Genomic DNA, 20,362 nt, shown 5'->3' with positions numbered 1-20,362 from the left:
GCATCTCGCTTCAGACGCCCAGACAGGCGCCTCCGTCGACCGTCAGGTCCTGCATGGTGATGTGGGCGGCCCGGTCGGAGAGCAGGAACGCGACCGCGTCGGCCACGTCCGAGGGACTGGCCACCCGGCCCAGCGGAATGCCCACCCGGTACGCCCCGGGCGCCCCCTCGACCGAGGTGCGGAGCGCGTCGGAGCCGTCCCAGAGGCCGGTCAGCATGGGGGTGTCGGTGGAGCCGGGCGCGACGACGTTGCACCGGATGCCGAACTCGGCCAGCTCCAGCCCGAGGCACTTGGTGAACGCGGTGGCCGCGGCCTTGGAGGCGGCGTAGGCGGCCATGTTCTGGCGGGCGGTCTTCGACGCGTTCGAGGCCACGGTCACGATCGCGCCCGCACGCCGGGGGATCATCCGCCGGGCGACCGCCCGCGACACGTGGAAGACGCCCGAGGCGTTGACCGCCAGCGTGGCGGCCCAGTCGGCGTCGGAGAGCTCGACGGCCCGGCCGGTCCGCAGCACTCCCGCCGCGTTGACCAGCGCGCCGATGGGCCCCGAGGCCTCCACCAGCTCGACGAAGGCCTCGACCTGCTCGGAGGAGGTGACGTCGACGTCGGCGTCCAGGCCGGCCACGGTGTAGCCGTCGTCGGTCAGGCGCTTGCACACGGCCGAGCCGATTCCGCCCGCCGACCCGGTGACCAGGGCGATCATGGCAGCTCCACCCCCAGGCACCGGACCGAGAACGACCGGAGCGCCTCCAGGTAGTCGTTCCGGAGCGTCTCCTCGTCGGCCTTGACGACCCGCCCGTTCACGATGACGGTCTCGACGTCGGCCGACCCGCCGAGGGTCAGGAACGCCTCCAGCGGACGCGGGTTGAGCAGGTACCGCCAGTCGTCGGCGCGGATCAGCACCAGGTCGGCGCGCTTGCCGACCTCCAGCGACCCGACGTCGGCGAACCCGAGCCCCTTCGCGGCGATCCGCGTGGCCATCGCGAGGGCGTCGGTCGGCAGCAGGGCGGTCGGGTCGGCCGCCATCTCCGTGTACGCCTGCCACGCCGCCGTCATGTTCTCCGCCATCCCCGGGACGGGCAGCGAGGCCCCGTCGGTCGACAGCGACACGTCGAGCCCGGCGGCCCGCAGCCCCGGGATCTGCCGGGTCTCCGTCAGGGTCGACTCCCCGGCGGGGCCGTACTTGGCGGGGGAGTGGGTGATGTGCGCCCCCGCCCGCACGAGCAGGTCCCGCTCCTCGGGGGTGGCGAACGCGCAGTGCACGGCCGTGAACCGCTCGTCGAGGAGCCCGAGGTCGGCGAACCGGCGTACCGGGGTGACCCCGAAGTAGGCCTCCATGGCCCGCGCCTCGTTCCGCAGCGCGCCCACGTGGGCGGCGAACGGCAGGTCGTGCCGCTCGCAGAGGTCACGCAGGCCTGATCCGAGCTCGTCGGTCATGTTGGTGGCGTACACGGCGGTGGGTCTGACCTGGACGTGTGCGTCCTGGAGCGCCATGAGCCCTTCGACGCGCGCGAGCGCCTCGGCGGCGTCGCGGCTGCGGCGGCCGCAGACCGCGTCGCTGACCCACGCCGACACCGACAGCCGCATCCCGAGCTCGCGGGCGGCCTGGGCCAGCGCGGCCGGCTTGTTGACCGACCCGACGTCGCCGAGCGTCGTGACGCCGGAGCGCAGCTGCGTCCACAGCGAATAGCGGGCGACGGCCAGGGCCTCGTCGTCGGTGAGGGCGTCGACCAGGCCGTGGAAGCGGTCGAACGCCATGGAGATGGCCGGGATGTCGCCGCCGTGGGCCATGAAGGCCGGCTTGTCGTCCCGGTCGGACGGGGGCCGCAGGGCCCCCTTGAACGGGTAGCGCAGGGCGAACATCTCGTGCCAGTGCGGGTTGACGAACCCGGGCAGCACCAGCATGCCGGTGGCGTCGATCACCTCGGCGTCGGCGGCCTCGTCGGGGAATCCGGCGATCAGGCCGTCGTCGATCAGCACGCCGGAGGTGATCCGGTGCGCGGGGTCGGCGGTGTAGACGGTCCCGCCCTTGACCAGCAGGCGGCTCATGCGCTCGCCTCCTCCAGCTTCTCGAGCTGCGCGGCCCAGGCCGAGATCGTGGGCGTCGCCGCGAGCTCACGGAACTCGACCTTCAGGCCGGCCCGCCGCCACTTGGTGACCAGGCGCATCATCTCCAGCGACCCCAGGCCGAGGAAGACGAGGTTGTCGTCGTCGGACACGGTCGCCGGGTCGGCGCCGACGAGCCCGGCGACGGTGGTGCGGAGTTCCTCCTTGACGGTCATGACCGCTCCTTCCAATCGCGGGCCGTCATCGGGTCGGCCGCCGCGGCGGCCAGGACTTTCTTGTCGACCTTGCCAAGGGGGGTGAGCGGGAAGGCGTCCACGAACTCGACCCGGTCGGGCAGCTTGAAGTCGGCCAGGCCGCGCTCGTGCAGCGACCGCTTGAGCTCCGGCAGCGACGGCCTGCCGTGGCGGCTGACCAGGAACGCGTAGATGCGCTCGCCGAGGAACTCGTCGGGCACCGGCACGACGGCCGCCCGGTCGACGTCGGGATGGGCCAGCAGATGGCCCTCGACCTCGCCGGCGGCGATCTTGTCGCCGCCCCGGATGACCACGTCCTTGATCCGCCCCTCGATGACGAGGTCGCCGTCGGGGGTGACCGAGGCCAGGTCGCCGGTCTTGTAGAACCCGTCGGGGGTGAACGCCTTCGCGTTGTGCTCGGGCGCGTTGTAGTAGCCGCGCAGCGTGTACGGCCCCCGCGCCAGCAGTTCGCCGTCGACGATCTGGATCTCGTCGAACGGGCTCACCGGCCGGCCCTGGGTGGCGATCACGCGCTCGGCGGGGTCGTCGAGGCGGGACATCGACAGCAGCCCCTCGGCCATGCCGAACACCTGCTGGAGCCGGCAGCCGAGCTCCGGTTCGATCCGGGCCGCGAGCTCCGGCTGGAGCCGGGCGCCGCCGATCTGCATCAGGCGGAGCGAGGACAGGTCGTCGTCGAGGTACTCGCGGGCCTCCAGCCACAGGTGCGCGACCGTCGGCACGACCGAGGTGACGGTGACCTTCTCCCGGGCGATCAGCGCGAAGCAGTCGTCGGCGCCGGGGTCGTCGGCCAGCACGACCGTGCCGCCCTGGTGCAGGGTCCCGATGACGCCTGGGCAGCCCCAGGTGAAGTTGAACTCGACCGGGAGCGCGGCCAGGTAGACGTCGTCGGACGTCACCTGGCACAGGTCGGCGACGGTCCTGGTCTGGTAGGCGTAGTCGTCGTGGGTTCGCGGGATCAGCTTCGGCAGCGCGGTCGTCCCGCCGGAGAGCAGGAAGAACGCGACGTCCGACGGATCGATCTCCGGATGCGCGACGGGGGTGCCGTCGAGGTCCTCCGGCGACAGGACGTGCTTGATCCGCAGCCCGTGGGCGATGTCGTGGTTCGGGCCGACGTATCCGACGGCCCCGGACGTGTCGGACAGGTGGCCGACCTCGTTCGAGCGATGCGAGGCCAGCGAGAAGACCGCCTTCACCCCCGCCTTGAACATCGCGAACGCGACGACCACGAAGTCGGGCGTGTTCGGCAGCTGCAGCACCACCCGGTCACCGGGCTGGATGCCGTGCCGGGCGAACCCGGCGGCCGTCCGGGCGACCCTGATCGCCAGGTCCCGGTACGAGATGCGCTCGTCGTGCCAGACCAGGGCGGTGGCGTCGCCGTAGCGGGCGGCCCACTCCGACGGGAGGTCGCCCAGGGCGACCCCCTGCCAGACCTGCTGGGATCGGTAGTACGCGGCCAGGTCCTCCGGCCACGGGGTGCAACCGGGCAACATCACGCGCTCCTCTCGGTGATCTCGACGACCGCGCAGCCCGACTCCATGCCGGGGGCCGTGCCGATGAGCAGCACGTGGTCGCCGGGTTCGACCTCGCCCCGCGTCCACAGCCACTCCAGGCCGATGAAGGGGTCGGCGGCGCCGGCGTGGCCGGTCGTCCGGGTGAGCTCCCAGGTGCCCTTGGCGGCGTCGATGCCGAGCGGGTCGAGGTAGATGTCGGTCAGCGGGCCCTCGGTGAAGCCGACGTGGCAGACCCGCTTGACGCGGTCGATCGAGCTGCCGGCCTCCTCCAGGGTCCGGAAGGCGACCTCACTGACGAGTTCGCCCAGGTGGCCCATGGGCGGGGTGACCCCGGCGGCCCACTGGTCGCGCCACCAGGCGACGCGCTCCTCGAAGTTGAGGCCGCGCGACAGGTCGGGCGGGAACAGCGTCTCGCCGCCCCGGTGGAGCTCCTCCATCTCGGGGTGGGACACCGCCCCGGCGGCCAGGACCTTGGCGAACCCGCCCCGCCGCGACGCGACCACGGCCGCGCCGCCGTCGGCGAGCAGGAACATCCGGGAGGCCCGCCACCGGTCGACCAGCGGGGTGCCGTAGTTGTCGCCCGTGGTCAGCAGCACGGCGTCGTCCTCGTCGTGCAGCAGGCCGGCGGCGAGGCGCAGGCCGGACAGCATGCCGAGGCAGCCCTGGCGGACTTCGAGGGCGGTGATCGGGCGGTCGATCGTGTTGCGCAGGACGTAGTGGGGCGCCGACCAGCCGTCGGGGCCCTGGTGGTAGCTGCCGCTGTGCAGCAGGGCGACGAAGTCGTCAGGCTCGTGGCCGGAGCGCTTCATCGCGATGTCTCCGGCCTGGGCCGCCAGGTCGACGGCGGGTGTGTCACCCGCCACCATCACGCTGACCATGCCGGAGCCGTCGTCGGGTGCGGGGACCGTCTCCGGCAGATGGGAGCCCACCCCGGCCAGGTAGAGGTTCTCGAATCTCATGCCGCGCTCCTCACCAGGTGCCGCGCGACGCTTTCCAGCTTCTCGCACGTCTCCTCGAACTCGCGTTCCGGCGTCGACTGGCCGACGATCCCGGCCCCGGCGCGCAGCCAGGTCCGGCCGTCGCGGCGGTAGGCCGACCGCAGGACCAGCGCGGCGTCCATCGCGCCGGTGTGGTCGACGGTCATGACGGCGCCGCTGTAGAGGCCGCGGGCCTCCGGCTCGTGCGCCCTGATCGCCTCGTACGCGGCCTTCTTCGGCACCCCCGACGCGGTGACGGCCGGGAAGACGGCGCCGAAGGCGTCCCAGGCCCGCATCCCGGGGGACAGCCGGCCGGAGACGCGGGAGGCCAGGTGCTGGACGCTGCCGCGCTCGCGGATCGCCATGAACTCCGGCACCTCGACCGAGTCGGGCTCGCACACGCCGACCAGCTCGTCGGTGCCGACCTTGACGGAGATGGCGTGCTCGTAGACCTCTTTGGCCGACCCGTAGAGGTCGGCCCGCAGGGCCGCGTTCACCGCCTCGTCGGGGGTCAGCGCGCGGGTCCCGGCCAGCGGCTGCGACACCACGTGCCCGTCCGCGGAGACCTGGACGACGATCTCGGGGCTGAACCCGGTCGCCTCCAGCCCGCCCAGGTCGAGCAGGAACGAGCGGGCCGGGTTGTTGCCGCGCCGGCCGGCCAGGTAGGTGGCGGTCAGGTCGACCTCGTCGGGCACCTCGACCACCCGCGACAGGATGACCTTGTGCAGCTCACCGGCGTTGATCGACTCGACGGCCAGCTTCACGGCCTCGCGGTAGGCGTCCTCGCCGGTGCCCCAGACGTCGAGCGGGGTCGGCCGCGTCGGCCGCCGCGGCGGCTCCTGGTTGATCGCGTTCAGCAGCGACGTCAGCGTCGCGGTGTCGGCCGCCCGCAGCCGGGCGTGCCCCTCGGAGAGCCGCGCCTCGGCCTGCGGCACCACCAGGTGCAGCAGCCGCCCGTCGCCCACGTGCTCCTCGGTGTACGACAGCTCGAACGCCGCCCACCCGTAGGCCCGCCATTCGGGGATCGACACGGTGTCGAGCAGCCCGGCGACCTGGTGCAGCGGGTCGCCGTTCCACGGCTGGAAGACGTCGGCGCGGCCCTCGTGCCGCAGCAGCGCCCCGGACCGGTCGAGGGTCAGTTCGGCGCGGGCGCCGCCGGCGTAGGACCAGACGCCGCCGTTCTCGTAGACGACGTGGTCGGCGAACAGGCCGGAGCCGGCGAGCCGGGCCGCGACCTCGACCGCGTCCTCGGTGAGGGGGACCTGGGTCTCGAAGTAATGCATGCCGTCCTCATTTCGCGGCGATGGCCACGGCCATGCGCTCGATCGTCGGGTCGTCGAAGAGGTCGTCGATGTCGGCGTCCGTGGCGAACCTGGCCCTGATGCGGTCGGTCAGCGCGGCGGCGCGCATCGAGTCGCCGCCCAGGTCGAAGAAGTTGTCCTTCACGCCGATGCCGTCGAGGTCGAGCGTGGTCGACCACATCTCGCGCAGCGTGTGCTCGACGTCGGTGCGCGGCTCCTCGTAGGGGCTGTCGACGTCGGGGCGCTCCTTGGGCGGCTCGGGCAGCGCGTTGCGGTCGATCTTGCCGTTGGTCGTCAGCGGGAACCGGCCGACGACGTAGGCCGAGGGGACCATGAACGAGGGGAGCAGCTTCGCCAGGGTCCGCCGCAGGTCGCGGATCGAGGGGTCGCCCTCGACGTAGGCGACCAGGCGGGTGTCGCCGGACGCGTCCTTCTTGGCCAGCACGGCCGCCTGGCCGACCCCGGGCTGGGCGGCGATGACGACCTCGATCTCGCCGAGGTGCACCCGGTTGCCGCGCACCTTCACCTGGTTGTCGGTCCGGCCGACGATCTCGATGCTGCCGTCGGTCCAGAACCGGGCCAGGTCGCCGGTCCGGTAGAGGGTGCCCACCTCGTGGGAGACCCACTTCTCGGCGGTCGCCTCGGGCCGGTTCAGGTAGCCGGACGACAGGCTCTCCCCGGCCACGCACAGCTCGCCGACCACGCCCGGCGGGACCGGCTTCAGCGACTCGTCCAGGACGTAGGTCCGGACGTTCGGGGTCGGGCGGCCGATGGGCGGCAGGCGCCTGGCCCGCTCGCGCTCGCCGAGCTGCTGCCCCAGTTCGGTGATGTCGCAGGTCGCCACGACGGTGGCCTCGGCGGAGCCGTAGAGGTTGAAGACGTGGAAGGGCAGGTCGAGCGGCCACGACTGGACCCGCTCGCCGCAGATGCGGATGTTCCGCAGGGCGGTCTCGGCCGGCCAGTCCAGGCTCCACAGGCGCTCGCACATGGCCTTCATGAGCAGCGTGTGGGTGATCCGGCTGCCGACGAGCCAGTCGCGCAGCCACTCGGGGCTGGTCACGACCGACGGCTCGGGGATGTGGACGGGGGCCCCGGCGGCCAGCACCGAGAAGCACTCGACCTCGACCATGCCGTAGCCGGGCGCGGCCAGCCAGGTGCCCCGCGACGACGGGGTGACGCCGCAGATGGTGCGCATGGAGTAGATCAGGTTCCGGGCCGCGCCGTGGCGGACCATGACGGCCTTCGGCTTGCCGGTCGAGCCGGAGGTGTAGCAGATGTGGATCAGGTCGTCGGGGCCGACGACCGAGTTGATCGGGGCCGGGGGCTCCAGCCGCCAGTCGTCGCCGTCGAGGGTGACCACATGACCGGTGACCATGTCGCGGTGGGCGTCCATGGTCAGGGTCAGCTTCGCCTCGCCGTCCACGATCATGAACTGGACCCGGTCGGCGGGGAAGTCGGGGTCGAGCAGGATCGCCGCCGCGCCGGTCTTGAAGCAGGCCAGCTGGGCGATCAGGCTCTCGGGCCCGCGCGGGAAGCAGGTGCCGACCCGGTCGCCGCGCCGCACGCCGAGCCTGGTCAGGCGGTTCGCGAGCCGGTTGGCGTCGGCGTCGAGCTCCCGGAAGGTGATCGTGCCGCCCGGCCAGACGACGGCCGGGGCGTCCGGGGTGGCCTCGGCGATCTCGGCGACGCGTTCGTGGAAGTAGGGCGCCGGGACCGGCTCATCGGTCTGGTTCCAGGCGACGAGCATGCGCTCGGTCTCCTCGGCGGTGAGGATCTCCATGTCGCGGACCGTCGCCGAAGGGTCGGTGCAGCGGGCCAGGTGGGCGGCGTACTGGTCGGCGGCGTCGGCGTCGAAGTCGGAGCCCCGCATCCGCAGAGTGGTCCCGTCGAACGACAGCGGGCCGATCGTGATCGGCAGGTCCGCGGCGATCTCGCCGACGGTCATGTCGCCCGTGACGTGGGAGCCGGCGATCTCGGTCTCGCCGGTGTAGCGGTGCAGCAGCGCGACGAGGGCGCGGCCCGGGGCCTCGACCCGGCGCTCGTGCGTGACGGCCGGGTCACCGCCGGGACGGGCCAGGGGCAGTGTCGTTTCAAAAGGCGGTGCGGTTTCCATGATCAGTCCTGTCTGTTGGGCAGATTCACAGCGCGAGCCACGGCCGGCCTTCGGCCGTCCGCGTCTCGCTTCAGGCGGCAACCGTCGTAGCGCGGCCGGCGGTGACGGCGTCGGCGAGCTGGGCGACCATGCGGGTCGTGCGGTCCCAGCCGACGCAGGCGTCGGTGACGCTCTGGCCGAAGACCAGACGGCCCGGTTCGCCGAGGACGAGCTCCTGCCGGCCGGAGGCCAGGAAGCTCTCGACCATCAGCCCGGCGATGCCGCGTTCACCCGCGGCGATGCGGCGGGCGACGTCGGCGACGACGACGGGCTGGCGTTCGTGGTCCTTGCCGCTGTTGCCGTGGCTGGCGTCGATGACGAGCCGGCGCGGCAGGCCGGCGCCGCCGAGGGCGTCGAGCGCGCGGGCGACGTCGAGCGGCCCGTAGTTCGGCCCGGACGCGCCGCCGCGCAGCACGACGTGGCAGTCGGGGTTGCCGCTGGTCTGGATGACCGAGGCGAGGCCGTCGTCGTCGATGCCGGGGAACACGTGGCCGTGGGAGGCGCAGACGATCGCGTCGATGGCGTCGCCGACCGCGCCGGTGGTGGTGTTCTTCATGCCGACCGGCATCGCCAGGCCGCTGGTCAGCTGCCGGTGCGTCTGGCTCTGCACGGTCCGGGCGCCGATCGCGCCCCAGCAGACCGCGTCGGACAGGTAGCGGGCCACGGTCGGGTCGAGGAACTCGCATCCGGTGGGCAGGCCGAGTTCCAGCACCTTCGTCAGCAGCTCGCGCGAGAGCCGGAGTCCTTCGTTGACGTCGTCGCTGCCGTCGAGGTGCGGGTCGCTGACCAGGCCCTTCCAGCCCAGCCGGGTGCGGGGCTTCTCCACGTAGACCCGCATGACGAGCAGCAGCGTGTCGGACACCTCCTCGGCCAGGTGAGCCAGGCGCTCGGCGTAGGTGAGCGCGGCGGCCGGGTCGTGCACCGAGCACGGGCCCGTCACGACCAGCAGGCGGTCGTCGGTGCCGTCGAGCACCCGGGCGACCTCCTCGCGGCCCTTGCGCAGGGTGCGGGCGGCCAGGTCGGTCACCGGGACCTCGGCGCGCAGTTCGGCCGGGGTGAGCAGCGGCTCGACCGCGGAGATGCGGGCGTTCACCGGACGCATGGCGTGTCCTCCCTGGTAAGCACTGCCGCGGAGAAGGTGAAGCCCATGCCGGTGCCGAGCACCAGCACCGTGGCTCCGGGCGCGAGCAGGTCGTCGCGGATCAGATGGTGCAGCGCGTAGAGGCCGTCGGCCGGGCCGAGATGCCCGGTGGTCAGGCCCAGGTCGAGCAGGGTGTTCCTGGGCGTGTGGCCGTCGAACGGGCGGATGAAGCTGTCGTGGTGGAGGGCCCGCCCCACGAAGGGGGTGACGAACCAGTCGACCTCGTCGAGGCTCTTGCCGGCCTCGTCGAGCGCCCGGGTGACGACGCTGTGGGTGCGCTCGGCCGACCGCCGCCGCACGTCCTTCAGCGAGAGGCCGCCGTGGGCGAGGAACGCGCGGGTCCGGCCGCGCATGTCGGCTCCCGGCTGGGGCGCGGTGCGGAACGGTTCGTCCCCCCGCGACAGTCCCTCGAGCGTGGCGTCGGTCTCCGACACCAGGCTGCGGAGCCGGAGCTGCCCGCTTCCGCGCGTCAGCACGGCCGCGGCGGCCCCGTCGCCGAACACCATGCCGGGCGACAGGTACCACCGGTCGGCGGGCGGCGCGAACCGGTCGGCGACGGTGATCAGCGCCGAGGGGGTCTCGGGCCGGGCCGTGAGCATGGTGGCCGCGATCTCCAGGCTGCCCAGGGACCCGTTGGAGGCCGCCTGGACCGACATCGGCATGCCGCGCAGCTCGGTGCCGAGGAGCTCCCCGGCGATCCAGCAGGCGGCCGGCCACATGTCGACGCCCTGGAAGTGGCTGTGGCTGTGCAGGTAGAGGGTGTCGGGGCCGACGTGCGCGCCGCCGTCCTCGGCCGACTTGACCGCGCGGCGCCCGGCGGCGACCGCCATCTCGGGCGGGGCCTGCCGCGACATGGCGACCGAGACCTGCCCGGTGCTCTTCGCGGCGTCGGCCGAGTAGTCGCCGGAGGCGACGGCCCGCTCGACCGGCACCCGTTCGCCGAGCGTGCCGCCGGTTCCGGCGACCCAGATGTCATCGAACCGCATCGCTCGGGATCCTTTCTGCTAGATCGAAGGCGTGTAACCAGGCCACGTGGTCGTGCAGGTCCGTGCCGGACAGCGCGGCCAGCGTGGCGTTCCGGTCGCGGGCGGCCTCGCCCGCCGGGTGGTAGAGGTGCTCGCCGAGCCATCGGGCGGTCAGCGTCGCCCTCGCGGTGCGCTCCCGCCGCAGCCCGGCGTAGGTGTCGAGGTCGGGGAAGACCCCGCCGATGACGACCGCGTCCTCCAGGGCCGTGCAGGCGCCCTGGGCGGCGTACTGGAGCATGGGATGGGCCGCGTCGCCCAGCAGGGCCACCCGGCCGTCGACCCAGTTCGCGACGGGGTCGCGGTCGCAGAGCACCCAGGTCCGCCACTCGTCGCCGAGCTCCAGCAGAGCTCTGGCCGTGTCGCTCAGACCGGGGAACTCCTTCCGTACGCGGTCTCGCGCGACCGGCTCGCCCGCGACCTCCCGGGCGGCTCCGTCGTCGCGGGTGGCGGCCAGGTTGAGGAACGCGCCGCCGCCGATCGGATAGTGCACGAAGTGCCACTTGGGCCCGGCCCACAGGGTGACGACGTTCCACCGCAGTTCGGCGGGGACCCGGTCCATCGGGATGACCGACCGGTAGATCGTGTGGCCGGAGACCCGGGGGCGGCCGTCGCCGACGAGCTGGGCCCGGACCGCCGAGCGGATGCCGTCGGCGCCGATCAGGTAGTCGGCCTCGAAGCTCGTCGCCGTGACGCCGTCGGCGGCCCGGCCGGTCACGACGACCTCGGCGGCGACCTCGGCGGCGCTCTGCGTGTAGCCGGTGACCGTGTGGCCCGGCAGGAGCTCGATGCGGCCGTCGGCGCGGCAGGCGTCCAGCAGCGGCTGGTAGAGGTCGCCCCTTGAGACGACGGCGTAGGGGTTGCCGAAGCGCTCCCGGTAGGCGCCGGTGAGGGGCAGCCCGGCGACGCGGTCGCCCGTGGTGCCGTCCATGAAGCGCAGTTCGTCGATGAAGACCGCGCGGTCGCGCACCCGGTCGCCCACGCCGAGCAGGTCGAGGGCGCGGAACGCGTTGGGCGCGAGCTGGATCCCGGCGCCGAGTTCGGCGAACCGGTCACCGCGTTCGAGCACGGTCACGCGATTGCCCTCTCGGGCGATCGAGAGCGCGGCCGCCAGGCCGCCGATCCCGCCGCCGGCGATCAGTGTGTTCGCCATGTCCGTCCTTTCGCTGTTACCGCTTACCACGCTATGGCGGTAACTACGGCCGAACAATGGCGTCTCGATTAGCGCTTGTTATGCAATAAAAAGGGCCGGCCTCCCGATAAAGGAGACCGGCCTTTCCGTGCTTTTCTCAGGCGTCGACCTTTTCCTTGTGCTTGGCCGGCGCGGGCTTCCCTGACGGCAGCACGGCCGCCGCGATCAGCGCGATCAGCACCGACAGGACCGTGCTGATCCCGAACGCGACGTGGTAGCTGCCGATGTTCTGCGGGTCGGTGGTCGGCACCGCCGCCGTCACCGCGACGGCCAGCAGCAGCCCGACGCCGAGTTGGCGCAGCGAGTTGTAGAGGCCGCTGGCCAGGCCCATTCTCGGCCCGTCCACCCCGGTCGTGGCGGCCACCGCGGTGGAGATCATCATGACGGTGACGCCGAGCCCGATCAGGACGCCGCCGGGCAGCACGTGCAGCCAATAGCTCCCGCCCACGGGCACCGTGAGCAGCCAGGCCGAACCGGCGGTCAGGAACGCCGCGCCGCCGATGAGCACCGGCCGGGGCCCGACCCGCCCGGTCAGGTCGGCCACGAACTTGGCCGATAGCACGGTGACGACCGCCTGCGGGAAGAACGCGACGCCGGTCTGGATGGCGGAGTAACCGAGGCCGTGCTGCATGTAGAGGGTCAGGAAGTACGTCGAGATCGACATGACGCCGCCCGACAGGAACGCGATCGAGTCGCCCGCGACCACGCCGCGGATCTTGAAGATCGACAGCGGCACCAGCGGGTTGCGCGACCGGGTCTGGAGAACGAAGAACGCGACCAGCAGCACCGCCGCCCCGATCAACGGGTAGACGACGCCGGGGGCCGACCAGCCATGGTCGGTGGCGGTGGTGAGGGCGTAGGTCAGCGCGCACATGCCGGCCGTGACCAGGATGGCGCCGGGGACGTCGATCCGCTGGGTGCGGTGGGTGACGTGGTCGGCGTCCAGGCGCTTGACCGCCCGGAGCACCAGCGCGACGCCGACCGGGACGTTCACGAACATGACCGCCCGCCAGCCGAACAGCTCGGTGAGGATGCCGCCGAAGAGCACCCCGCCGGTGAACCCGGCCGAGGCGACCGCGCCGAAGATGCCCATGGCCTTCGCGCGTTCCTTCCCTTCGGGGTAGCCCGCCGCGATCAGCGCCAGCACGGCCGGCGACACGGCCGCCGCCGAGAGGCCCTGCAGCGCGCGGGCGACGACGAGCACGATCGGCTCGGTCGCGAGCCCGCCCACCAGGGAGGCCGCCGTGAAGACGGCCAGCCCGCCGACGAACATCCTCTTGCGTCCCACGATGTCGCCGAGCCGCCCGCCGATCAGCAGGAACCCGCCGAAGAACAACGCGTACGCGCCGACGACCCACTGCAGGGCGCTGTCGGTGAAGCCGAGGTCACGCTGGATGGAGGGCAGTGCGACGTTGACGATCGCGAAGTCCAGGACCAGCACGAACTGGGCCATGCACAGCAGTGCCAGGGCCGGCTTGCGGTTCTCCTGGAACATGGGATTTCCTCCTCATACTTGATTTGTTACCAGTGAAACTCGTTTACTGGTAAGCATGAAAGGTCAGCCGGGAGACAGGGAGATCGCGCCGGGCCCGCTGGCGCTCGTTCAGTCGTTCGTGAACAGCGTCAACGTGGAGTTCGGGCCCGACGAGTTCGCGACGGCCGAGGGGGTCGAGCGCTGGCTGGCCCGCCACGGCTTCACGCTGGAGGTGGCCGAGCTCGACCGGCGCGACGCCGTCACCCTGCGGGAGGCGCTGCGCGCCGTGCTCCGCGAGAACAACGGCGCCGCCCCCGACCCCGAGGCCCGGCTGACGATCGGCCACGTCGCGCGCGACTGCCCCTTGGTCCTGTCGGGCGAGACTCTCGGCCTGCGCCCGGTCCAGTCCGACCTGCGCGGCGTGTTCGCCACGCTGCTCGGCGCGGTCGCCGCCGCCGTGGCCGACGGCTCGTGGTCGCGGCTCAAGGCCTGCCGGGAGCACCGCTGCGAATGGGCCTTCTACGACCGCTCCCGCAACCGGGGCAGCCGCTGGTGCTCGATGGCCGTCTGCGGCGCCCGCGCGAAGATGCGCACCTACCGCCGGGGCACGGCCGCCGGGCCGGCCAACGCGGCACCCGGCGGATCCGCCGTCCGCGTGGGCGATGGCGCCGATGCGGAACCGGTCCGAGCCTGAGGCGATCTCGCAGGTCATGGTGCCGCCTCCCGTCCCAGCAGGTGGCGTGCGACGACCAGCTTGGTCGCGGCGGCGGTGCCGTCGGCGAGTTGCAGGCCGATGACGTCTCTGAGGCGCTGGGCCACCGGCCCGTCCTCCGACCAGCCGACGTGGCCCATCGTGAGAAGCGACTGGTGGACGGCCTCCATGGCGGCCTTGGGGGCCCACCACTTCGCCATGTTCGCGGGTAACCGAGGATCGCGGCCGGCGTCGGCGGCGGCCAGGGCCTCGTAGGAGACCAGGCGCGCCGCGTGCAGCATGGTCGCGTGTTCGACCAGGGGGAACGCGACCGACTGGAATTTCCCGATGGGCCGGCCGAAGGCCTCGCGCCGTCCGGCGTAGGCCATGGCCTCGTCCAGGGCGGCCTGCCCCACGGCGATGGCCATCAGGGAGATCAGCGCCCGGGAGACCCCGAAGCCGCGCATCACCTCCACGAATCCGGCGCCCGGCCGGCCGACGAGGTCGTCGTCGGCGACCCGCAGGCCGTCGAGGGAGAAGCGGCCCCGGCCGCCCGAGCGGCAGCCCAGGTCGGTGTGCAGCTCGCGGCGCACGCCGTGCAACGGGGTGTAGAAGGCGCTGATGCCACGGGCCCCGGCCGCGCCGGTCCGGGCGAACAGCAGCCCGTGGGTGGCGTAGGCGGTGGCCATGATGGACGTCTTCTCGCCCGTCAGCCGCCAGCCGTCGGCGAAGTGCTCCCCGGCGGTCTCGATGGCCGCCGCGTCGGTCCCGTGGCCGGCCTCGGTGAGGCCGAGGGCGACGATCGACGTACCGGCCGCGATCCCGGGAAGCCAGCGGGCCAGCTGGGCGGGGGTGCCGTTCGCGGCCAGCACGCCGCCCACCAGTGCCGCGTTGAGCACCGGGTAGCAGACCGACAGGTCGGCCGCGGCGAGCTCTTCGAGCACGATGCCGGCGCTGACCGCGTCGAGCGCCTGACCGCCGAACTCCTCGGGGACGCGGACGCCGAACAGACCTTCGGCGGCCATCTCGGCCAGCAGGCCCGGACGGTATTCGGCCCGCCGGTCGCTCTCGGCCCGGAAGGGCGCGACGCGGTCGGCGGCGAACTCGCGGACCCGTTTGGCCAGCGTCTCCTGCTGCGGTGTGAAGTCGAGGTTCATCGCAGCCCCTCCCGCAGGGCGAATTTCTGGATCTTCCCGGACGGCGTGCGCGGCAGCGACGGCACCAGTTCCAGCCGTTCCGGCCAGTACTGCTTGGCCATCCCGAGCCCGGCCAGGTGCACGCGCAGATCGTCGAGCGTCACGCCGGGGGAGGCCACCAGCACCGCGCAGGCCCGCTCGCCGAGCCGCTCGTCGGGGTAGCCGACGACCGCGACGTCCCGGACGGAGGAGTGCCGGAGCAGGGCCGCCTCGACCTCGACGACCGGGATGTTCTCGGCGCCGCGCATGATGACGTCCTTGGCGCGCCCGGTGATCCGGATGCCGCCGTGGCCGTCGTCGCGGGCCAGGTCGCCGGTGTCGAACCAGCCGTCGTCGGTGAGACAGGCCCGGTAGACGTGCTCGCGCCGGAAGTAGCCGGCGCACTGCGACGCGCCCCTGACCTGTAACCGGCCCTCGGCGGTGATCCGCACCTCCATGCCGGGCACGGCGGTCCCGTCGCTCTCGGCGGCCCGCATCGGCGGGTCCTCCGGCCGGGTGATGGTGACGCAGCCGTTCTCGGTCATGCCCCACAGGGCGTAGAGGCGGCAGCCGAGTACGTCGCGGGCGCGTTCGACCAGGTAGGGCGCGATCGGCGCGCTGCCGGTCGCGAAGGTCTCCAGCCTGCGCAGATCCCGCGGACGCTCGGCCTGCGCCTCGATGAGGTCGGACAGGAACGTCGGGGCACCCATGAAGAAGGTCACGCCGCGCTCCTGGAGGATGTCGAGCATCCGGTCGGCGTCCCACGACTCGACGTGGACGGCGGTCCCGCCGAGCAGCAGCGGCATGAACAGGTTCCAGGTGAACCCGGCCTGGTGCGTCGTCGGCGACCCCATGGCCGTGACGACGCCGGAGGTCAGGTGGAGCACCTCGGCCTGCGCCCGGTTCATCGCCCGGAGGGTGTCGTGGGTGTGCACGACCCCCTTCGGCTCGCCGGTCGTGCCGGAGGTGAACGCCACCTGCGCCGGATCGCCGGGACCCGGCTCCTCGACCCCGTCGAGGTCGGCCGGGGGCAGTTCGAGGTCGTCGACGAACAGGGCGTGGCGCAGGTGCGGCGCGTCCACGGAGGCGATCATGTCCCGGTACGAGAATCCGCGGAACTCCGCGCGCGCGACGTAGACCGGGCTCTCGGTCAGGTTCAACATGAACCGGACCTCCCGCCGCCGCATGATCGGCACCACCGGCCCGGGGATCGCCCCGATCCGGTGACACGCCAGGATCAGCGCGGCCAGCTGCCACGAGTTGGGCAGCTGCAACGTCACCACCTGGCCCCTGCCGACGCCGAGCCGGCGCAGCAGCGTGGCCATCCGGTCGACGCGGTCGAGCAGCTCTCCGTACGTCAGCTCCACCGCCCCGCCGTCCTGGTGGCAGACCAGGGCGAGCTTGCCGGGCGGATGTCCGCGCAGGTCGTCCATGATGGTCATCGCGGATCCCTCCGAAGCGCGAGACGAGCCTTGGCGGCGACCGCGGCCGAGGTGACGCCTCCGCGTTCGGCCAGATACCGCTGCCCACCGGAGACGGGGACGAACGCGTCCGGCATCGCAACCCGGAGCACCAGGCTGGGCGCGATCTCGGCGAGCGACTCGGCGACGGCGGCGCCGAACCCGGCGTTTCGCCAGTGCTCCTCGACGGTCACGACGACGCCGGAGCGTTCGGCGTGCGCGGCGATCGTGGCGACGTCGAGGGGCTTCACGGTGTGCACGTTCAGCACCGACGCGCGGACGCCCTCTTCGGCGAGCGCGTCGGCGGCGTCGAGCGCGGCCAGCACGGGATAGGGCCCACAGGCCGCGAGCGTGACGTCGGGGCCGTCTCTGAGCACCTGGGCCAGGCCGAGCGTGACCGGCGGCGCGTCGGGCAACTCGGGGGTCGCGTTGCGGCCGAGCCGCAGGTAGACCGGGCCCCTGACGTGGAGCGACTGCCGGAACAGCGTCCCGGTCTGCGGGCCGTCGGCCGGCACGACCACGGTCATGTTGGGCAGGGTCCGCATCACGGCCAGGTCCTCCAGCGCGTGGTGGGTCGGCCCGAGGTGGCCGGCGGACACGCCCGAGTGGGTCGCGGCGATCCGCACCGGCAGGTCGTTGAGCGCGATGTCGATCTTCACGGCCTCGTTGGCCCGCGACGACGCGAACGCCGCCATCGTGTTGACCAGCGGCATCCGGCCCGACTTGGCCAGCCCGGCCGCCGCGCCCATCAGCGTGTGCTCGGCGATGCCGAGGTTGACGTAGCGCTCGGGGAAGGCGGCCGCGTCGAACAGGCCGGTGTCGGAGTCGAGGCAGACCAGCCGTTCGTCCTGCGGGAGCAGGTCGAGCACGGCGTCGCGGTAGACCTCGCGTGAGGAGGCGGTCATGAGGCGGCCCCCCTTCGCAGCGCGGCGAGGGCCTTGGCGTGCTGGCGTTCGCCGAGCTTGGCGTAGTGGCTGCGCGGCTGGTCCTCGACGAACGGGATGCCCTTGCCCTTCACGGTGTGGGCGATCACGACCGTCGGACGGCCGTCCACGGGCGCCTCGGTGAGGGCGGCCTCCAGCTCCTCGCAGGAGTGGCCGTCGACCTGGCGTACCGTCCAGCCGAAGGCCGACCACCGATCGGCCAGCGGTTCGAGCGCGTCGATCGTCTCGGTCGCGCCGGTGATCTGGAGCCGGTTGCGGTCGACGATCGCGACGACGCTGTCGAGCCGCTGGGCGGCGGCCACCGAGGCGGCCTCCCAGACCGAGCCCTCCTGGAGCTCGCCGTCGCCCATGACGACGAAGCAGCGCCGGTCGGCGCCGTCGAGCCGGAACCCCAGCGCGAACCCGACCGCCAGCGCGAGCCCGTGGCCGAGCGAGCCCGAGGGCATCTCGACGCCGGGGATCTCGGCGTGGGGGTGGGCCGTGAACTCGCTGCCGGGCCGGGCGTACTCGTCGAGCCGGTCGGCCGGGAAGAACCCGGCCTCGGTCAGCGCGGCGTAGAGCGCCAGGCCGCCGTGGCCCTTGCTGAGCAGCAGCACGTCCCGGTCGGGGCGCGCCGGGTCGAGGGGGTCGACCCGCAGCACCCGCGTGTACAGGGTGGCGAGGATCTCCGCGAGCGACATCGAGCCGCCCAGGTGGCCGCCCTCGGGGCTGGCGCACAGGTTGACGACGTGCTCCCTGATCCGGGCGGCCGTCCCGGCCGCCGGCGGGGCGTCGATGGTGGTGGTCATCGGTTCTCCTAGTTCGGGTGCAGGCCGACGAACTCCAGGCCCTCGCGCTCGGGGCGGCCGTGGCGGATGTTCATGCACTGCACGGCGTTGCCGGCGCCGCCCTTGACGAGGTTGTCGAGGGCCGCGATCACGGTGACCGTGGTCGATCCGGCGTCGAGGGCGAAGCCGACGTCGCAGAAGTTGGAGCCGGAGAGGATCTTGGCGTCCGGGAACCGGTGCAGGCCGCGCCGGTGGGCGACCACCCGCACGAAGTGCTCGTCGGCGTAGCGGTCGCGGTAGGCCGACCGGATCGCGCGCTCGTCGGCGCCCTCGGCCAGCCGGGCCTTGCAGAGCAGCTGCACCCCGCGCACGGCCTCGACGCCGGTCGCCGTCATCCGGACCGGCAGGCCGGTGGCCTGGGCGATCTCGGCCTCGTGGCGGTGCCGGGTGGGCGCGAACACCCGGAGGGCGCCGCTGCGTTCGGCGTGCAGGTTCTCGGCCCCGGCGGTCGCGCCGGCGCCGCTGGAGCCGGTGCGGGCGTCCACGGTCAGTACGCCGTGGATCAGCCCGGCCTCGGCCAGCGGGGTCAGCGCCAGGATGCCGGCGTTGGCCATGCACCCGGGCACGCTGATGCGGCTCGCGACCTGGAGTTCCTCGCGGTGCAGCTCCGGTACGCCGGTCGTGAAGCTCCCGATGAGGTCGGGCGCGGCGTGGTCGACGCCGTAGTAGTCGGCGTAGACCGCCGGGTCGCGCAGCCGGAAGTCGCCCGACAGGTCGACCACGGTCGCGGCCAGCCCGAGGAACTCGGGCATCCGCCGCATGGTCTCGCGGTGGGGCGTGGCCAGGAACAGCACGTCGTAGGGGCCGTCCTGGTCGAGCTCCTCGTCGGAGACGAAGGCCAGCCGGGTGCGGCCGCGCAGGTTGGGGTGGGCGCCGTCGATCTGCCGGCCGCGCAGCCGCCGTGAGGTGGTGGCCACCAGGTCGGCCGATGGGTGCCCGGTGAGGATGCGCAGGAGTTCGCCGCCGATGTAGCCGGCGCCTCCCACGACGGCGCATCGGATCATGCTCGTGCCCTCCCTAGGACGTGAGACGCCACGACGTCGGCGACGTCGATCTCGTGGGCGTCCTGGAAGCCGCGGAACTCCACGCGGTCGTTGACCTCCAGCACGGTCAGGTGCCCGTCGGCGTCCTCGAGCAGGTCGACCCCGGCGATCTCGGCGCCCACCGCCTCGGCGGCGGCGACCGCGAGCTTCGCGTGGACGTCGGTCAGCTCGCACCGGGTCGAGACGGCGCCCCGGGCAACGTTGGTGCGCCACTCGTCGCCGCGCCGGTAGGTCGCGCCCAGCGCCTGCCCGCCGACGACCAGCACCCGGATGTCCCGGTCGGCCTTCTCGACGAGTTCCTGCACGTAGACGACGTGCTGCTGGGGCGAGGGCAGGGCCGCGACGTGTTCGAGCACGGCGGTCGCGGTGGGCCGGTCGGGGATCGCGGTGACCAGGCGCCCCCACGAGCCGACCAGCGGTTTGACGACCGCCGGGTAGCCGATCTGGTCGAGGGCGTCGACGGCCGCCTCGGGCGTCATGGCCAGGGCGGTGCGGGGGGTCGGCAGGCCCGCGGCCAGGAGCGCCGCGGTGGTCAGCCACTTGTCGCCGCTGACATGGGTGGCGGCGGCGGTGTTCAGCACCGTCGCCCCCGCCGACTCCAGCGCGCTCGCGGCGTAGAGGGCCCGGTAGTGGCCGACCTCGCGGTTCAGCACGAAATCCTTCCGGGAAACGCCGTCGGCCACGACCAGAGAACGGGGATCGAGGTGGACGAACGTCGCGCCGCGCCGGTCCAGCGCGGCCATGATCTGCTTCTCCTCGAACCGCACCCGTGACGCGAGCACGGCGAGACGGTGGTCGGAGCGCATTACTCCCCCCAGTCCTCTTCGACCTCGGGGGCGAGGGTGAGGGACGGCGGCGTGACGGAGGAGATCTCCAGCTCACTGCGGCAGTCGAGGCATTCGACGATCTCGCTCACCCGGGCGTCGGCGTCGATGGAGACCGGCGCCGCGCACTCGGGACACTCGGGGGCGTTCATAACCTTCTGCATGGCTCGTCCCTATGTCGTCGGGGAAATATCGGCGTTTCAACCGTAACCAGAATCGGCGTCGAACCGCCAATAAGGCTTGCCGATCGAAGTGAATTCCCGCGCTTATCGGGGGCCATATAAACAGGTGATTCCCCGAGCATAAG

Annotated in this window: 19 protein-coding genes; 1 reads left to right on the top strand and 18 read right to left on the bottom strand. The window is 72.7% G+C overall.

Going from position 1 to position 20,362, the window contains the following annotated elements:
* Window positions 1–10: 10 nt before the first annotated feature.
* From FDA94_RS12425 to FDA94_RS12375, 11 genes are all read right to left on the bottom strand, one after another.
* Entirely contained in the window at window positions 11–703 is a 693-nt protein-coding gene (locus tag FDA94_RS12425; protein WP_137247214.1) for an SDR family oxidoreductase, read from the bottom strand.
* The gene (locus FDA94_RS12420) at window positions 700–2,049 is read right to left on the bottom strand and encodes an amidohydrolase family protein (protein WP_137247213.1); all 1,350 of its coding nucleotides are present in this window, start codon (window positions 2,047–2,049) and stop codon (window positions 700–702) included. Before FDA94_RS12420 ends, FDA94_RS12425 begins: the two co-directional genes overlap by 4 nt.
* Window positions 2,046–2,282: a phosphopantetheine-binding protein gene (locus FDA94_RS12415; protein WP_137247212.1), complete on the bottom strand. Its 237-nt coding sequence runs from the start codon at window positions 2,280–2,282 to the stop codon at window positions 2,046–2,048. Before FDA94_RS12415 ends, FDA94_RS12420 begins: the two co-directional genes overlap by 4 nt.
* Complete coding sequence (locus FDA94_RS12410; protein WP_170990901.1) at window positions 2,279–3,811, bottom strand: (2,3-dihydroxybenzoyl)adenylate synthase; 1,533 nt, start codon at window positions 3,809–3,811, stop codon at window positions 2,279–2,281. Before FDA94_RS12410 ends, FDA94_RS12415 begins: the two co-directional genes overlap by 4 nt.
* Window positions 3,811–4,791 carry a ketoacyl-ACP synthase III family protein gene (locus FDA94_RS12405; protein WP_137247210.1) on the bottom strand — a complete coding sequence of 327 codons (981 nt, stop codon included), beginning with the start codon at window positions 4,789–4,791 and terminating at the stop codon, window positions 3,811–3,813. The genes FDA94_RS12410 and FDA94_RS12405 overlap by 1 nt, the downstream gene beginning before the upstream one ends.
* Entirely contained in the window at window positions 4,788–6,092 is a 1,305-nt protein-coding gene (locus FDA94_RS12400) for a salicylate synthase (RefSeq protein ID WP_137247209.1), read from the bottom strand. Before FDA94_RS12400 ends, FDA94_RS12405 begins: the two co-directional genes overlap by 4 nt.
* A 7-nt stretch (window positions 6,093–6,099) precedes the next feature.
* Window positions 6,100–8,223: a non-ribosomal peptide synthetase gene (locus FDA94_RS12395; protein WP_137247208.1), complete on the bottom strand. Its 2,124-nt coding sequence runs from the start codon at window positions 8,221–8,223 to the stop codon at window positions 6,100–6,102.
* Window positions 8,224–8,293: 70 nt separating this feature from the next.
* Window positions 8,294–9,364 (bottom strand): 3-deoxy-7-phosphoheptulonate synthase, encoded by a 1,071-nt coding sequence (locus FDA94_RS12390; protein ID WP_137247207.1) that lies wholly within the window; start codon window positions 9,362–9,364, stop codon window positions 8,294–8,296.
* Complete coding sequence (locus tag FDA94_RS12385) at window positions 9,352–10,389, bottom strand: ketoacyl-ACP synthase III family protein (protein ID WP_137247206.1); 1,038 nt, start codon at window positions 10,387–10,389, stop codon at window positions 9,352–9,354. Before FDA94_RS12385 ends, FDA94_RS12390 begins: the two co-directional genes overlap by 13 nt.
* Window positions 10,376–11,578: an FAD-dependent monooxygenase gene (locus FDA94_RS12380; RefSeq protein WP_137247205.1), complete on the bottom strand. Its 1,203-nt coding sequence runs from the start codon at window positions 11,576–11,578 to the stop codon at window positions 10,376–10,378. Before FDA94_RS12380 ends, FDA94_RS12385 begins: the two co-directional genes overlap by 14 nt.
* Window positions 11,579–11,714: 136 nt before the next feature.
* Window positions 11,715–13,112 (bottom strand): MFS transporter, encoded by a 1,398-nt coding sequence (locus FDA94_RS12375; protein ID WP_137247204.1) that lies wholly within the window; start codon window positions 13,110–13,112, stop codon window positions 11,715–11,717.
* Between the two features lie 55 nt (window positions 13,113–13,167).
* Here FDA94_RS12375 and FDA94_RS12370 point away from each other — a divergent pair, with 55 nt between their 5' ends.
* On the top strand, window positions 13,168–13,785 hold the full coding sequence (locus FDA94_RS12370; protein WP_137247203.1) for a CGNR zinc finger domain-containing protein: 618 nt from the start codon (window positions 13,168–13,170) through the stop codon (window positions 13,783–13,785).
* A 14-nt stretch (window positions 13,786–13,799) separates the two neighbouring features.
* Here the strand turns inward: FDA94_RS12370 and FDA94_RS12365 are convergent, their stop codons facing one another.
* Genes FDA94_RS12365 through FDA94_RS12335 form a run of 7 tightly spaced genes read right to left on the bottom strand, consistent with a single transcriptional unit; the run spans window position 13,800 to window position 20,219 of the window.
* A complete protein-coding gene (locus FDA94_RS12365) occupies window positions 13,800–14,939 on the bottom strand; it encodes an acyl-CoA dehydrogenase family protein (RefSeq protein ID WP_137247202.1) in 1,140 nt (379 codons plus the stop codon).
* On the bottom strand, window positions 14,936–16,399 hold the full coding sequence (locus FDA94_RS12360) for an AMP-binding protein (protein ID WP_137247201.1): 1,464 nt from the start codon (window positions 16,397–16,399) through the stop codon (window positions 14,936–14,938). The genes FDA94_RS12365 and FDA94_RS12360 overlap by 4 nt, the downstream gene beginning before the upstream one ends.
* Entirely contained in the window at window positions 16,396–17,322 is a 927-nt protein-coding gene (locus tag FDA94_RS12355) for a transketolase family protein (RefSeq protein ID WP_137247200.1), read from the bottom strand. Before FDA94_RS12355 ends, FDA94_RS12360 begins: the two co-directional genes overlap by 4 nt.
* Window positions 17,319–18,149: a transketolase gene (locus tag FDA94_RS12350; protein ID WP_137247199.1), complete on the bottom strand. Its 831-nt coding sequence runs from the start codon at window positions 18,147–18,149 to the stop codon at window positions 17,319–17,321. The genes FDA94_RS12355 and FDA94_RS12350 overlap by 4 nt, the downstream gene beginning before the upstream one ends.
* Window positions 18,150–18,157: 8 nt before the next feature.
* Window positions 18,158–19,192: an N-acetyl-gamma-glutamyl-phosphate reductase gene (gene argC / locus FDA94_RS12345; RefSeq protein ID WP_137247198.1), complete on the bottom strand. Its 1,035-nt coding sequence runs from the start codon at window positions 19,190–19,192 to the stop codon at window positions 18,158–18,160.
* The gene (locus FDA94_RS12340; protein ID WP_137247197.1) at window positions 19,189–20,037 is read right to left on the bottom strand and encodes a RimK family alpha-L-glutamate ligase; all 849 of its coding nucleotides are present in this window, start codon (window positions 20,035–20,037) and stop codon (window positions 19,189–19,191) included. The genes argC and FDA94_RS12340 overlap by 4 nt, the downstream gene beginning before the upstream one ends.
* Complete coding sequence (locus tag FDA94_RS12335) at window positions 20,037–20,219, bottom strand: lysine biosynthesis protein LysW (RefSeq protein WP_232320225.1); 183 nt, start codon at window positions 20,217–20,219, stop codon at window positions 20,037–20,039. Before FDA94_RS12335 ends, FDA94_RS12340 begins: the two co-directional genes overlap by 1 nt.
* Between the last annotated feature and the right edge of the window lie 143 nt (window positions 20,220–20,362).

This window comes from Herbidospora galbida, assembly GCF_005233835.1.
In the GTDB taxonomy this organism is placed as follows: Bacteria; Actinomycetota; Actinomycetes; order Streptosporangiales; family Streptosporangiaceae; genus Herbidospora; species Herbidospora galbida.
The sequence above is the reverse complement of the archived record's forward strand: the minus strand, read 5'-3'. Positions and strand labels throughout refer to the sequence as shown.